The sequence below is a fragment of the Cerasibacillus sp. JNUCC 74 genome, assembly GCF_053667775.1.
In genome coordinates, this window is the sequence record NZ_CM132207.1 from 3095228 (window position 1) to 3110014 (window position 14787).

Here is a 14787-nt window from a genome sequence, read left to right on the forward strand (position 1 = left end):
ACGTTTTCATGTTCTTAAAGCTTTCTTTGTTCTTTAGAAAAACTTGGCTTGTCGCCAAGTCTTTATAGCGAATACTATCGTTTTTCTCATACTATAAACCGTAAAATTTTATACTTTCCTATAGTGTGAAAAAGAAATTTTTTTCCTTGTTCGGCTGTACTGCTATCGAAGTCTTTTTTTCTGTCCTTGAAAAATCGCGACGTATCGCTGTCGATGTTTTTCTTGTCCCGCTCCCAACGCGATACTCATAGATCCTGTCGAGTTGAAGTTCGAGAGAGCATCGTGTATACAGTTTGATAAACACCCTTAACCAAAGAGGAGTTTTTAATTCGTCTATGGACATCCTTTTAAAATTGGTTGCTATTGTAGAAACAGAAAAAGAGTATGAAAAAAGTCCCTACAACTTGATTAAAATTTGCTGGTACATGACTTGCCAATCTATGCTACACGTACAAAAAAATCCCAAAGCATAGATATGATGATATCTTTTAACATAGAAAAAAGGGCTCTAACAGACTGAGCCCTTAATGATTGTTCTGTCTATATTCTTCAATTTCTTGTCTTGCATTATGAAGCTTTTCAAATGTTTGCTGAAATTGTGGATTTTCTAATGCCTGTTCACCTGCATGATACTGTGTAGCTTTTAATAAGCTATCTACTTGTAACAATTGCTGTTGCGCTTGCAGGAGCTGTTCTTCATCTCCATTCGTCTTAGCTTCTTGCAGTAGCTGATATGCTTCCGAGAATTGTTCTGTCGCTAATTCGATTTGCTGGTGGGGATGCTGACTTTCCATTAAACGACCTCCAATAAGTTTATTTATTCACTTTTATAGGTTGTCTTTTTATACCAATTTTATGTATATAGGACTTGGGTTAATATGAACAACCTTTCGTTACTTCTTGAGCATAATCATTCGTTAAGAAAGCCTTTAACGTAAATAAAATTCAGCTAGCAACAAGCCTCGAAAAAGTAATAACGAAACCCAAAATTTTTATAGTTTTTATACCAAAGAACACCCGTATTGCTAAAAAGATACGGGGAATTCTTTCGGAACGCCTTATTTGAAAAATTCTCTTTTCTTAAAACCAAAACCCTTAGAGGATTTTTCCCGGGTTTAAAATATGTTCAGGATCCAATGCTGTTTTTAGCTTACGCATCACTTCAAGTGCTTCCCCATGCTCTTTTTTCTGATATTTAGTTTTACCAATACCAACACCATGCTCACCAGTACATGTTCCACCGCAAGCTAATGCAAACGAAACAATTTCTTCATTTACCTTATTCGCTTTAGCCAGATCATGGGGATTATTAACATCGATCATCATTAAAATATGATAATTTCCATCACCAACATGACCGACAATTCCTCCTGGAAGTCCGGAAGCATCGACAGCTTTCCTGCCATGTTTGATTGCATCCGCTAATTTAGAAATGGGTACACAAACATCTGTTACCATTTGTTTTTTTCCAGGATAATGGTGCAAATATGCATAAGCTGTATTGTGTCTTGCTTCCCATAACTGATTTCTCAAAGCGGTATCTGATTCAAATGCTAAATCCTGACATTCATGGTCTTGTAATATTTCCTTTGCAAAAGCAATATCCTGCTTTAGACCAGCTTCATTACCGTGAAATTCTAAAAAAATAGTTGGAGCTTCAAAATAAGTGGTATCATTAAATTGATTAATCTGCTTCATGGATTGTTCATCCACTAATTCAATCCTTGCTACAGGGATTCCCGCTTGCAACATATGAATGACAGCTCCAACAGCATCATCCAATGTTGAAAAGGTCGCTCGTCCTGCCATCATTTCCTCTGGGATACCGTGGATTTTTAACGTAAGCTCTGTAAAACAACCTAATACTCCTTCCGAGCCAACAAATAAACCATTTAAATGTATTCCAGAAGATGATTTTGCTGCCATGCTCCCTGTATGAATGATTGTACCATCTGCCAATACTACTTCTAAATCACGAACCTGATCCCGCATAACACCATATTTTACAGATGTAGTTCCACTTGCGTTTGTTGCAGCCATTCCCCCTAATGTTGCATCTGCTCCAGGATCAACGGAAAAAAATAATCCATATTTTTTCAGTTCTTTTTCCAGCTGTTTCCTTGTCACTCCAGGTTGTACCTTTACTAGAAAATCATCAGGAAGCACTTCTAAAATTTGATTCATCCATGAAAAATCAATCGTAATTCCTTTTTGATATGGAATGACACTACCTTCTAAACTAGAACCTAATCCAAAAGGGACGATCGGTATCTGATTTATAGCCGCCACCTTTATCACTTCACTGACTTCCTTCGCTGATTTTGGATAAACAACAACATCCGGGAATTCCGGTGTATGGTACGATTCATCTGAGCTATGCTGTTTTAGGATTGTCTCGTTCGTACTTATTTGTTCAGACGGTAAGACTTGCGCTAATGCCTCTAATATGGACAATGCTATCTCTCCCTTTGTGCTTAAGAATGTATAGCTATTTAATTTTCAAACAATGGGAATAGTATAAAAATTTAATTCGCAACGATAGATTTTTTTATTATTACAAAATGTTGTACCATTAGTAAACAAATAATTTTCGTTATAAAATTTTATTCCCATTTATCGTAAAGAATTACATGTAATTAAAACCTGCTTCTTTTGCACCTTGATTGCAATGACAATTAAGATACTGGTGTACCATTTTTCACTTTTTGATCTGGTGCTAATAATACAACATCACCTGCTTTTGGTATGCCGCCTAGAACAAGTACTTCCGATTTAAACCCGGCAATTCGCAGAGATGGAAAATTAACCACTGCTGTCACCTGTCGACCGACTAAATCTGTGGGTTGATAACGTTTGGTAATTTGAGCAGATGATTGTTTTATCCCTAAATCACCAAAATCAATATACAGCTTAATTGCCGGTTTCTTTGCTTCGGTAAAAGGCTCTGCCTTCGTTACCGTCCCAATTCGTATGTCTAATTTTTGAAAATCCTCTATACTTGCCATAAATAAACATCCTTTCAATTTGATGCGTTTTATAAAGTGAAACTTCATTTCTTGGAATGCCTTTTCCCAAGAAATGTTAGCTGAACAAATCGGGCATTTAGGTGCCGTTCCTTCTACTTACACCCTGTTATATCAACTCAGGTCTTGAAGTGGGAGTCTTACGGCACCTTACATGCGGGATAAAGTGAAACTTCATTTCTTGGAATGCCTTTCCCAAGAAATGTTAGCTGAACAAATCGGGCATTTAGGTTGCCGTTTCTTCCCACTTTGACCCTTTGCACGAACTCAGGTCTTGAAGTGGGAAACTTACGGCACCTTACATGCGGGATAAAATCATCAAAAAATTCTTGTAGGTTTAAACTCAATACTATACTTCCAATGTGAAAATTTTAAGATGCATCTTTTATATTGACTAGAAAACGCTATCCATTTCTACATGGTGGATATCGTTTTTAAACGTAGCTTCTAGCTTCTCTAACTTCATGCTCGTGTCCCTAGCAAACTCCGATCTTCTTATGTTGGTCAATATCAGCTCAAATCATAAAAGATCGACTAAAAGCGGGCTTCTTACTCAGGTGTCGGTATACCCCTGTTGCAGGAGCATGTTTTTCTCATCTCGAACGTCAGGAGCCGCACCTCTCATTTTTGAAAAAAATTGCTTATTATTTAGAGAAACGACTCCTAAATTCCTCCATTTGCTTGGATTGACAGGACAAGGAAAGCTTCTTGAATAATGTTTTCAAGAACTGAGTTGCTGCGGCAGGTTTTTCAAGGGCAAAAAGGATTAAGACAGCGATACATCACGTTTTTTTAAAAAAGAAAATTTTGACAGTACACATTATTGTTTTCCGAGAACTCCTGCGACCTTAGCCTTTGATCTATTGTTTCAAAGAGCAACGCATTCCTTGAATGAAGTCTAACCTTATCTCGTCAGAAGTTCTCCAGTTTGTACATTGTTAATCCAAACATGTGCTCATTTGTCTGTTTATGCACTTATAGGATCTGCCTTTGTATTATTCCCGTATTTGTCCTTCTCCATATATATAGAATTTACTAGATGTAAGTGCAGGCAACCCCATTGGCCCTCTTGCATGTAGTTTTTGTGTACTAATACCAATTTCTGCACCATAACCAAATTCAAATCCATCTGTAAACCGAGTTGAGGCATTATGATAAACTGCTGCTGCATCAACATGTTGCTGGAAGAACTCCGCATTTGCTCTATCACTTGTAATAATTGCTTCTGAATGCTTTGTACCATACGTATTGATATGGTCAACTGCCTCTTTACAAGAATCAACCACTTTTACACTAATTGCTAAATCAAGGTATTCCGTTTGCCAATCTTCTTCCATTGCCCTGCTTGCTTTTGGGAAAGCTTGAACAACTGTTTCATCTCCATAAATAACCACTTGATTCTGCTGTAATTGATCTAACAAATGATCCCCATGTTCATGGAACCATTCATTATGAATTAATAAAGATTCAATCGCGTTACAAACGGATGGTCGTTGTAATTTAGCATTTAGTACAATTTTTTCCGCTAAATTTTCATCAGCAGATGCATCAATAAAGATATGACAATTTCCTGCGCCAGTTTCAATAACTGGAACCGTAGAAGAACGAATCACTGTCTCTATTAAATTTTTACCTCCTCGAGGAATCAATACATCTAAATACTCATTTAATGTAAACAGTTCTTTTGCCGAATCTCTGCTCGTATCTTCGATTAACTGCACTGCATCCAAAGGCAATTTACTCTTGGACAAAGCCTGATGAATAGAAGCTACTAATGCACGGTTTGAATATTTAGCTGAAGAGCTTCCCCTTAGTATAACAGCATTCCCTGTTTTTAAAGAGAGTGTTGCAGCATCAATCGTTACATTTGGTCTTGCTTCATAAATCATGCCGATAACTCCGATTGGAACGCGTTTTCTTTCAACCCGTAAGCCATTATCCTTTGTAATCGTCTCAAGTACTTCACCAATAGGATCTTGTAAATCGATTAATTGATATATCGCATCATGCATTCCCTTAACTCGGTCCGCATTTAACATAATCCTATCTAAGACCGATTCAGATAAACCTTTCTGTTTACCATCCTCTAAATCCTTTTGATTTTCTTGCAAAATGTTCTCCTCATCCTGTAAAAGTTGATCAGCAATTAATCGAAGGGCTTCATTTTTCTCCTCCGTAGTTACCCCATTTAATTGATAACTAGAAGCCTTCGCAAGTTTTCCTTTTTTTTGTATTTCTGACATGATACTCCTCCTCCTATTTATAAATAGCTAGTAATGACACTAGTTGCTATCCTTTACAATCATCCTTTATGTTAGCCTTACCCAACGGTCACGATGAATCACCCTTGAAGATAGACCAGGCGTGTTGCTATTCCTTAATGCTATTTCTTTCATGACAACATCTCTTGAACAACTGACTTCGCCTTTTCCGATTAGTCCTTTGCCTCCATAAACTTCTACGACATCTCCTTCTTTAAAAGCACCGGTTACTTTACGAACCCCGGCAGCAAGAAGGCTTGCACCTTGATGTAAGAGGGCTTCCTCTGCCCCATCATCAATATAGATTTGCCCAGTTGGCTCTGAATGCAGCGCAATCCATTGTTTATTTGTGGTAATCGATCCTTTTGCAGGATTAGAGATATACGTACCGTCTCCGTTTCCTTCGATTATGTTTAACAGCTTAGCGCTACCTTGTCCTGTACCAATAAACACACTAACACCTAATGAAAGTGCCATTTTAGCAGCTTCCAGCTTTGATTTCATTCCTCCTGTTCCGACAGCGGAGCCATCAACATCTGCTTGAGCAATCATCTCCTCTGTAACATTATCCAAATAATCATATTTTACTGCATTTGGATTGTGACGAGGATTTCCATTATATAAACCATTTATATCGGTTAACATAATTAATTGATCGGCGTGCACGATCCCACTTACTAAAGCAGAAAGCATATCATTATCACCAAAAGTAAGCTCCTTAATCGATACCGTATCATTTTCATTAATAATCGGAATGACACGACGCTCTAAAAGCTCCATTAGCGTATTAAACGCATTTTTATACCTTTCTCGATCTTTAAAATCATCTCGTGTTAATAATAACTGTGCGGCTCTTAAATCGAACTCCGAGAATTTTTCCATATATGTCTGAATCAATAATCCTTGACCGGCTGCTGCAGCCGCTTGTTTTCCTTTTAAAGTGACCGGTCTGGACGCATAACCAATTTGTGGAAAACCTGCAGCAACCGCTCCCGATGAAACTAAGATAACATCATGCTTGTGTTCGCGAAGCTTGGCAATAGCTTGAACATGCTCTGTCAGTTTTTCTTCGTCCATCTCTCCATGTACATTTGTTAAAGAGCTACTTCCAATTTTGACAACAATTCTCTGTTTCACTTTACATACTCCTATTCCCAATATCTTTTCAAATTTTATAGTGATTTATTTATCCCGCATGTAAGGTGCCGTAAGACTCCCACTTCAAGATCCCTGAGTTCATACAAAAGGGGCTAAGTGGGGGAAAACGGCACCTAAATGCCCGATTCGTTCAACTAACATTCAGTAGGAGATGGGAGAAAACTCCTACTGAATGAAGTTTCACTTTATTGTAAAAAAAGCCCAATCATCCTTAGAAATAAGGACGAAAGAGCTTCTTCCGCGGTACCACCTATTTTGAATGTGTCCAAACACATCCCGCTTTCATTCAATAACGCCGAAATAAGCGCCCACTTTTGTGAGACTCGAAAGGCAGGTTCTGTGGCTTCAAGTGTAGGAAGCTTCCAGCTGTTAACTTCCTCTCTCTGGCACCGAACAAACCACATACTATTCCTTTCTTACCGTTCAACTATGTTTTATAGATATTATGGATAGAAAAACGAGGAATGTCAACTGTTTCTACAAGTTTTTCTTTAAACAACCTTTTAACCAATTAGCATTTTATTGCCTTTGTTTATCTGCCAATTTGTACATTTTTCGATCCTGATCGTTTTATAAAAAGCGATAAAACTAGTGCAATAATCGCAAATAAACCAGCGACAATAAAAGAAATATTTACCCCGTGGATCAAGCCTTCTACTCCTTTATCAGGAAGTGCTGTACTGGTCATAACAGTTACTAATAAGGCTGTCCCAACTGCACCAGCTACTTGTCTCATTGTATTATTCATTGCCGTTCCATGAGGAATCAAATGAAAAGGTAACTGATTTAAACCAGCTGTTGTTACAGGCATCATAACCATAGCTATCCCCAACATACGTATTGCGTTTACGGTAGCTAAATACGTAAATGTTGTTGTTATAGATAGATTCGTAAACAGAAACGTTGTTATTGTTACAATGGTTAACCCGATAATGGAAAGCCAGCGTGCACCAAATTGATCAAATAATCTGCCGGTAATTGGATTCATAATTCCCATTACAACTGCTCCTGGTAAAAGCATTAAGCCCGATTCCAAAGCAGAAAAACCAAGCATATTTTGTGCAAGTAACGGGAGAATAACTGCAGCTCCGATCATAGCCATGAAGGTAACCATACCTAGCGCAGTCGTAAGCGAAAATATCGAATAACGAAACACGCGGAACTCAAGAATTGGTTGTTCTAGCTTCAACTGTCTAAGAATAAATAATGTCAACGTAATAGCTCCAATAATTAACGAAAGGGTCACTTGTATGCTTCCCCAACCACTATTACCAGCAACACTAAACCCATATAATAGTCCACCAAAGCCTAGTGTTGAAAGAATAATAGATAGAACATCCACCTTTGGATAGGTTTGTTTGGTAATGTTTTTCAAAATAAAATAAGCCACAATGATATCAAGGATTACTATTGGTAATATGACATAAAACACACTTCTCCATGGAAAGTGTTCAACTAGCCATCCAGATAAAGTCGGGCCAATGGCTGGGGCAAAGGCAATAACTAAGCCAAACATTCCCATCGCTGTTCCACGTTTTTCCACTGGAAAGATAAGAAATAAAATGGTTTGCATTAGTGGCATCATTATTCCCGCAGCAGCAGCCTGAGCCACGCGTCCAACCAATAGTGTAGAGAAATTAGGAGCTACCGCACATATAAGTGTCCCAATAGCAAACATACTTAGTGCAGTTAAAAACAATCCCCTTGTCGTAAAACGTTCAATTAAAAATGCAGTAATAGGTATCATTATCCCGTTAACCAACATAAAAATGGATTGCAACCATTGAACGGTATTAGCATCCAACTGTAAATCGGCCATAATTTTAGGCAATGCTGTAGCTAATAACGTCTGGTTTAAAATAGCGACGAAAGCTCCCGAAATAAGTACGATGATTAATGGTAGTTTATTTATCTGTGTTGGATCATTTGCTTGTGTATTTGTAGTATTCATCTTTTCTCTCCTCTCTGGTTATTTTATAGCTGTATCGTTGATTGAGCAAACTAAATCATTTTTTATGTCCGAACATACCCTCTTTACAAAGTGAGATAACTAACATAATATCATATAGAAATTATTGAACAAACTATTTCGCTTTGATATAATTATTAAGTTATTTCTCCGGAAAAGTTGTAACTGAAATACCTTGGAAAGAGATCCATAAAGTTTAACAGAAGACACAAACTCGAAGCGGAATAGCCTAAACTTAGAATGGAGCACCACAAAATCGGAACAAATTATTGTAAGGTTGAAACAAAGTGTCACGAAACAGAACGTCATGAAAATCTGTTCTGTGTTGATTGGACTTCTCTGCTAATTGTTCAGCTTTATTTTTTGCGAGAGAAAACGTTGTAGCGCCAAGATACTTAAACAATAGCATTTAACTAGTGGCATTTAGCCTCTCTGTATTAAAGTAAAAAAATCCACCATTAGAGCCTGAAAGTGGATGATGGTGGATAATTAGCTTATAAACCGTTTATTCAAATTTATAATGAAAAATACTATAAAATTTACCATTATTAAATGGATAAAGGTTTAATTTTTTTGCCTCTGTAGCATGATTCACAATAATTTCCTCTAATATTTCATTAGCGTTTTTATTTATAATAAGTATCCCTAATTTTTCTGCAGTATGATACAATTTAGCTTCATGCACAGCTTCAATTAATTGTTTAATACTCTTTCCCTGTCGTTTTATTCCCAGTTGCTCTGCTTCTTTTTCCACTTCCATGGTAATCAGTTCATCTTCCAATGTAACTATAGATTTTCCACTTATATTTAGTCCTAATTGCTCTGCTTTTTGCTTAATATTTTTTTCGTGAACCTCTTTTGCCAATTCATTTGGCTTTTTATTCTCTGTCTCAATACCTAATTGGATAGCTTTTTCAACGATAATGGCGTCATGTACTTCTTTTTTTAATTCATCTATTTTTTTCCCTTTTGTCTTTAGATTAAACCTTTTCGCTGCTTGCATTAAAAACTCTTGCTCAACTTGACGCTTTAACTCACTTGCTGATCTTCCTTCAACATCTATTCCCAACTCCCTCGCTTTATACATAATAATTGCTTTCTGATAACGTTGATACTCTTTGTCCTCTTGTTGTTTACTTTCCAATAAATACAAATCAACAAACTCCGCTGACACTGTATTTTTTAACAGACCAAACAGGGAACTAATCATAACAGCCACAAGAAATAGTGTTCTTTTCATAAAACCATCCCTTTCTGCAACTGCTCTTTAGGCAAGTAGTTTTCCCTTATTCTGTTAGATAATTAGTACCAATTACTTGAAACTTTATACAGGACTATATCGTATGGTATAGAAAGCTTCATTATGATAAATAAAAAATTTGTTAGGATTAAGGAACGAGAAGCTATTGCAGAACTCTGTAACACACTAAAAATTAATTATATACACCACTAAATGGACTTCTGCGTTAAAATTATAATATTTTAACCAATTGCATTGAAGTTAGCTCCTCATTTAAGCCATATTGTAGCGAATTATTACACATTTATAGAAAAAACCATACAAACGATAGAAAAAGAAACGGTGTTCGTATTATGCCATACATGTAAATTTCATTTGGCGAAAGGATTGATTTTATCGATGAAAAAGAGCATGGCTGCTTTACTTATGACTATTCTTCTGTTGCTAAGCGGTTGTTCTCTGTTAGAAGAAGCAACGGATTCATTCGATTATGCCACGGAAGCAACCGAATATATCAATAACTTAAGTGAGTTTGCTGAAGAATCATCATCGTTAGAAACAGATCAATCGGTTGCACGTTTGGAAGACTTAACAGGTACAATAGAAAATTTTACTAATATTGAACCGCCAACTATCGCAGAGAATATACATCAGGAGCTGGCCTATAAAAGTGAAGCATTGTTGGAAATAATTAATAATATTATCAATCAAGGTGAGATTACCGTTGAACAACTACAAGAAACAGAGATTTACCAAACAATAGAAAATATCATATCTCTTAAAGTACAAATTGAACAGTTTGAATTATAGTATACAGGGTACTACATGCCTTAAGAGTTCATGTCGAACGAATTTTGGCATGTTGTTATCTCCTACCTATACTTCCTATTCAAAAAACTTCATATGTTTCTTTTCTTCTCTATAATAGGCTAATCGATCAGCTAAGAATCCCGTATGGAATTCAAATTTATGTCCATCTGGATCTGTAAAATAAATGGATTGCTTATCCCGCTCATCTCTTTTTCTCCCCTCCAAAATATTTACACGTAACGCTTTTAGTTTGTCATACATCGCTTGAAAATCATCTTCATCAATTGTAAATGCAATATGTGTATAAGACTGGTGAATTTCCTGACGTGGAATGTCTTTTTCCTCGTTTAAAGCAAGCCAAAGTCCATTAAAATCAAAATAGGCTGTTCGCCTTCCCTGAACTAGTAGCGTAGCATCAAAGACTTGCTGATAAAATTTAATGGATCTTTCTAAGTCAGAAACGGAAAATAATAAATGATTAATCCCCTGAATATTCATTTTTTCCTCCCTCTGTAAATACGTATATGAAAAAGCTTATGATAAAAACATAAAAAAATAAACAAACTATGTATAAGAAGCGTCGGTGCCAATTGCGTTCATCAAGTTGATTGTTTCTCATAAGTATTAGTCCATTTTGATGTGAAATAATGAATTTCTCCTTACGTACATTTTTTACTATCAATAAGTTGATATTTAACAAATACAGTTTTCGGTAATCTTTATACATCCCTTTTGTATTTTGTAAAATTAGCCTGTTACAGTACTGTTTTTTTCAAAAATCAGGCAAATAAAACATAAAAAACTGTAAATCAAAAGTTCCATTCTATACGGGAATGCTTCATTATTCATCATAAGGTCTCCTATTTATAAGAGAGTTGACTTATTCTTTATCATAACTATTTTTCGCTTTTCGCTTATTCAAATAGTTTTTGATAACAGGATAAATAATTGGTCCATATTTAATAAGTTTCCGAATTAACTTTTTCATAAATACGCCTCCTTGTACAATTCTATTTCTATCATACCTTATTATGATATCAGTCAAACCATTTCCTTATATTCGTTTATACCTTATTATGCCCTACCGGTTATTCTTTAATTGCATTATCCACAATATTATGTTTAAGCCCAATTATTCTGCTCATACTAAGGCTATATCGAATAGTTAGAAAAGGAATGGTTAATATGGAATCGTCAAAAATCTCTTCAAAGGAAGCATTACTCGAATATAAACAAGGTATTGGAACATTTTCTGAAAAAATGCCTGCATTCACTCAAAAATACAATGATTTTACCGAAGCTTGCTTTGCAGAAGGGAGGATTTCAGCAAAAGTTAAACAATTAATTGCTCTCGGGATCAGCATCCATGCCCAAGATGAATATTGTATTATCTATCATACCAAAGGTTGTCTTGACCAAGGTTGTACTGAACAGGAAATACTGGAAACAATTGCAGTTACATCTGCCTTCGGCGGTGGAGCTTCTTTGAGTCAAGGAGTAACACTGGTTCAAACATGTATAAGAGACTTCCAAGCCTAGACGATACTGGTAAAATAAATTAGTATAGCCTGCTGAATAGATTTCAACAGGCTTCCCTAGGTATATATTATAAAATGCTAAATTTTAAATTGGTACTAAACAGACGAAACTTCACAAGTGCAAAAGCTAGAGACGCTCAGATTAGCAATGTACAAACTGGACATTTTCTAAAAGATACAGGGAAACTTCATTCAAAGAGTGCTTTTCTTCCTAAAATAATAGATCAAAGGCTAAGTTCACAGGCGTCCTTGAAAAACCGTGATGTGTCGCGCTGGTGTAGCTTTTTCCTTGAAAAACTGCGATATGTCGTTAACGTAGGTTCCTTGTTCTTAAAAAATCGCCGTGTATTGCTGTTGCAGCAACTCTGTACTTAAAAACCGCGATGATTATTCTAGAAGCTTTCCTTGTCCTGTCAATCCAAGCAAATGGAGGAATTTAGGAGTCGTTTCTCTAAAAAATAAGCAGATTTTCCCAAAAATATTCGAGATAAGAAAAATATGTTCCTACAACAAGGGTATACAGACACCTGAGCAAGAAGCCCGCTTTTAGTCGATCTTCCTCTTCATCTATATTTTGCTGCAAGTCGTACAAAAAGCCCTTTATTATTAGCTGTTTTAAAACATTAAAGACTCGTAAAGATTTTAAGTTTTAGTATTAAAATTAAGTTAAAGCAACAAGGTGATCGTTTAAAGAACTTCTTAACCCCTTAAAGATACAGCGCCATCCGGATCGTATTTAACTTATGTCCGGCAAAATCCTCTGTAAATTCCTCCACTATTTTAAAGCCTTTTCGCTCATAAAACCGCTTACCAATTTCATTATCCTGTTCTACATTTAAATACATTATATTAACTTCTTTTAGGTATTCTAATCCAGCTTTTAACAAGGCTGTTCCTATACCCATCGCTTGATAACCCGGTAGTAAGTAGATTGCATTTAACTCAGAAACTCCTTGTTCTGTCAATGGGGAATAGTTTGCAAAGCCAACAACTTTCCCATCAAGTTCGGCAACAAACAGATGCGAAAACATTAACCTTTTCGCCAACATTTCCTTACTATATGCACGAGCCGAAAATTCTTCTTGAATAGACATAGGTATAATCCCTTGATACGTAGTATGCCAGCTTTTTCTTGCTACTTGTTGTACGGCCTCTATATCCTTCTCGGTCATCTGGCGGATTACATAATTCATTACTATTCCCCTTTCTGCACGAATCATAAGAGGATGTTAAAATTTCATAAAAATGATGTAGCGAATTTGATCGTACATTGTGTGTTTAGAATGTTACCATTTTAGCGCTAAAGTTTAGACTACACAGCGAATTTTTAGCGATTATCTGCGCTCTAGGGTTGGTGTTTACCAAGTTTTCTTATTATCTGGGAAACAATATCTGTTTCAACATGGCGAATATCTTTTTTACAAGTAGCTTCGGCCAGCTTATGCGTTCGTCCCTCGAGATCGTTTTATTTCTCCTTCGTACGGACCAAAATTTAAGCTTGTCGGGGCTTGCCATAGCACTAGCTTATTTTCTTAGCTAGCAAGTATTTCACTGCATACAATGTACTACTGGAAAACAAGTCACTCTCGAACTACTCGGGTTTATTTATCTTCTCTATTGAATACGTATGAATAGCTTAATTTTGAATTTTATTCCGTTGTAAGGATGGAGGACAAATATAATTGTATTCTTTAATTTTTTTGTTGATACGTTTCACTTTTTTCTTTCTCTCTTTACTTTCTGATTTAGACAAACCCTTCTTCAATGCATCAATTTCATTTGCCAGTTCAATCCATTTTGGAAGAATATGATTATCTTTCATCGTTTTATAAAGCTGCTTATCTTCTGGATTCATATAATCATTTCTTAGTTTCAATGGTTTTCCTTTTCCAGGTAAGTGATCGAAATGTCCCTCTTTTTCTGCTCTTTTTACTATCTCACTAATTGGATCCACATATTGAAGGCGTTCATCAAGCTCATATTCAATTTTTGCATCTTTTTTATCCAACCTTTCGCCTCCTCATATATTTTTGTTCTTCGTTTACCATTCGACAAATAGTTTTCTTTACCTTCCCATTTCACCAAATAGTTTTAAAATCGTACCTATCATCATCTGAAACTCAGTAACTGTATACCAACTCAACTGCTGCTTCTATTTCAATCTGTCCTGGCTGAATATGGGTTGCAAAGCCTTCTGTAGTTGCGGCGGCTGTTTTATAGATAGCTGGTGGATTAATGGTTCTTTCAACAATTCGAATTGGCATTGGGGATAAGGGAAGCTTTAATGTGTTAGCAATAATATATGATTTACGCTTAGCATCTTGTAAAGCGGACTGAAGCGCATTTTCATACAATATATCTGTTTGATCTGTTGTAAAACGAATATCGGTTATACGATTTACTCCTTGGTTGACAACAGTATCAATAACAATACCGACCTGATCGATATGTGTTAACCTAACTTGCAACATATGCATAACTTGATACCTTTGATTAAACTGCTTACCATTTTGATAATCATACTTTGGATTAATTATAAAGGCTGAGGTTTGAATATCTTTATTAGGGATACCTAAATTCACTAAAGTTTGAAGCACCTTATTCATTTTTTCTGTATTTTCCTGTTGAGCTTTGTGAAGGGATTTATTTTCTGTTACCACTCCTAATTGGACAATGGCAACATTAGGCTTTACAGCTACCTTTCCATTTCCATACACTTTCATCGTTCTAGCATCCGGCAAACTAACGGAAGTAGACGGTTGCTTATCAGATTGCATATATGACATAG

At 36.1% G+C, this 14787-nt stretch carries 13 protein-coding genes; 2 read left to right on the forward strand and 11 right to left on the reverse strand.

The features are described 5' to 3' along the window. Nucleotides 1-524: 524 nt before the first annotated feature. The 7 genes from JNUCC74_RS13770 to JNUCC74_RS13800 form a co-directional block, all read right to left on the reverse strand. A complete protein-coding gene (locus JNUCC74_RS13770) occupies nt 525-794 on the reverse strand; it encodes a hypothetical protein (protein ID WP_454065795.1) in 270 nt (89 codons plus the stop codon). Between the two features lie 301 nt (nt 795-1095). Continuing rightward, the gene (locus JNUCC74_RS13775) at nt 1096-2454 is read right to left on the reverse strand and encodes an FAD-binding oxidoreductase (protein ID WP_454065796.1); all 1359 of its coding nucleotides are present in this window, start codon (nt 2452-2454) and stop codon (nt 1096-1098) included. Nucleotides 2455-2675: 221 nt separating this feature from the next. Then, on the reverse strand, nt 2676-3005 hold the full coding sequence (csaA, locus tag JNUCC74_RS13780; protein ID WP_077317939.1) for a chaperone CsaA: 330 nt from the start codon (nt 3003-3005) through the stop codon (nt 2676-2678). 1013 nt (nt 3006-4018) lie between these two features. Then, complete coding sequence (locus JNUCC74_RS13785) at nt 4019-5266, reverse strand: glutamate-5-semialdehyde dehydrogenase (protein WP_454065797.1); 1248 nt, start codon at nt 5264-5266, stop codon at nt 4019-4021. Between the two features lie 66 nt (nt 5267-5332). Continuing rightward, a complete protein-coding gene (gene proB / locus JNUCC74_RS13790) occupies nt 5333-6361 on the reverse strand; it encodes a glutamate 5-kinase (protein WP_245799677.1) in 1029 nt (342 codons plus the stop codon). A gap of 613 nt (nt 6362-6974) precedes the next feature. Then, nucleotides 6975-8393 carry a DHA2 family efflux MFS transporter permease subunit gene (locus JNUCC74_RS13795; RefSeq protein WP_454065798.1) on the reverse strand — a complete coding sequence of 473 codons (1419 nt, stop codon included), beginning with the start codon at nt 8391-8393 and terminating at the stop codon, nt 6975-6977. 523 nt (nt 8394-8916) lie between these two features. Then, entirely contained in the window at nt 8917-9651 is a 735-nt protein-coding gene (locus tag JNUCC74_RS13800; RefSeq protein WP_454065799.1) for a hypothetical protein, read from the reverse strand. A 399-nt stretch (nt 9652-10050) separates the two neighbouring features. On the opposite strand from JNUCC74_RS13800, the gene JNUCC74_RS13805 reads away from it, so the two are divergent. After that, a complete protein-coding gene (locus JNUCC74_RS13805) occupies nt 10051-10461 on the forward strand; it encodes a DUF6376 family protein (RefSeq protein ID WP_454065800.1) in 411 nt (136 codons plus the stop codon). Nucleotides 10462-10536: 75 nt separating this feature from the next. On the opposite strand, the gene fosB is transcribed toward JNUCC74_RS13805, so the two are convergent. After that, nucleotides 10537-10959 carry a metallothiol transferase FosB gene (fosB, locus tag JNUCC74_RS13810; protein ID WP_454065801.1) on the reverse strand — a complete coding sequence of 141 codons (423 nt, stop codon included), beginning with the start codon at nt 10957-10959 and terminating at the stop codon, nt 10537-10539. Between the two features lie 687 nt (nt 10960-11646). Between fosB and JNUCC74_RS13815 the strand changes: the two genes are divergently transcribed. Next, nucleotides 11647-12000, forward strand: coding sequence for a carboxymuconolactone decarboxylase family protein (locus tag JNUCC74_RS13815; RefSeq protein WP_454065802.1), 354 nt, complete (start codon nt 11647-11649; stop codon nt 11998-12000). Between the two features lie 706 nt (nt 12001-12706). Here JNUCC74_RS13815 and JNUCC74_RS13820 read toward each other — a convergent pair. From JNUCC74_RS13820 to JNUCC74_RS13830, 3 genes are all read right to left on the reverse strand, one after another. Continuing rightward, nucleotides 12707-13192 (reverse strand): N-acetyltransferase family protein, encoded by a 486-nt coding sequence (locus JNUCC74_RS13820; RefSeq protein WP_454065803.1) that lies wholly within the window; start codon nt 13190-13192, stop codon nt 12707-12709. Nucleotides 13193-13635: 443 nt separating this feature from the next. After that, on the reverse strand, nt 13636-14007 hold the full coding sequence (locus JNUCC74_RS13825; RefSeq protein WP_454065804.1) for a DnaJ family domain-containing protein: 372 nt from the start codon (nt 14005-14007) through the stop codon (nt 13636-13638). Nucleotides 14008-14119: 112 nt separating this feature from the next. Next, nucleotides 14120-14785: an SIMPL domain-containing protein gene (locus tag JNUCC74_RS13830; RefSeq protein ID WP_454065805.1), complete on the reverse strand. Its 666-nt coding sequence runs from the start codon at nt 14783-14785 to the stop codon at nt 14120-14122. Between the last annotated feature and the right edge of the window lie 2 nt (nt 14786-14787).

What these genes read in the sequence shown, in the direction of transcription:
- JNUCC74_RS13770 (WP_454065795.1), bottom strand. Translation starts at nt 794, where the DNA reads ATGGAAAGTCAGCATCCCCACCAGCAAATCGAATTAGCGACAGAACAA.
- csaA (WP_077317939.1), bottom strand. Translation starts at nt 3,005, where the DNA reads ATGGCAAGTATAGAGGATTTTCAAAAATTAGACATACGAATTGGGACG.
- JNUCC74_RS13785 (WP_454065797.1), bottom strand. Translation starts at nt 5,266, where the DNA reads ATGTCAGAAATACAAAAAAAAGGAAAACTTGCGAAGGCTTCTAGTTAT.
- proB (WP_245799677.1), bottom strand. Translation starts at nt 6,361, where the DNA reads ATGGACGAAGAAAAACTGACAGAGCATGTTCAAGCTATTGCCAAGCTT.
- JNUCC74_RS13795 (WP_454065798.1), bottom strand. Translation starts at nt 8,393, where the DNA reads ATGAATACTACAAATACACAAGCAAATGATCCAACACAGATAAATAAA.
- JNUCC74_RS13800 (WP_454065799.1), bottom strand. Translation starts at nt 9,651, where the DNA reads ATGAAAAGAACACTATTTCTTGTGGCTGTTATGATTAGTTCCCTGTTT.
- JNUCC74_RS13805 (WP_454065800.1), top strand. Translation starts at nt 10,051, where the DNA reads ATGAAAAAGAGCATGGCTGCTTTACTTATGACTATTCTTCTGTTGCTA.
- fosB (WP_454065801.1), bottom strand. Translation starts at nt 10,959, where the DNA reads ATGAATATTCAGGGGATTAATCATTTATTATTTTCCGTTTCTGACTTA.
- JNUCC74_RS13815 (WP_454065802.1), top strand. Translation starts at nt 11,647, where the DNA reads ATGGAATCGTCAAAAATCTCTTCAAAGGAAGCATTACTCGAATATAAA.
- JNUCC74_RS13820 (WP_454065803.1), bottom strand. Translation starts at nt 13,192, where the DNA reads ATGAATTATGTAATCCGCCAGATGACCGAGAAGGATATAGAGGCCGTA.
- JNUCC74_RS13830 (WP_454065805.1), bottom strand. Translation starts at nt 14,785, where the DNA reads ATGTCATATATGCAATCTGATAAGCAACCGTCTACTTCCGTTAGTTTG.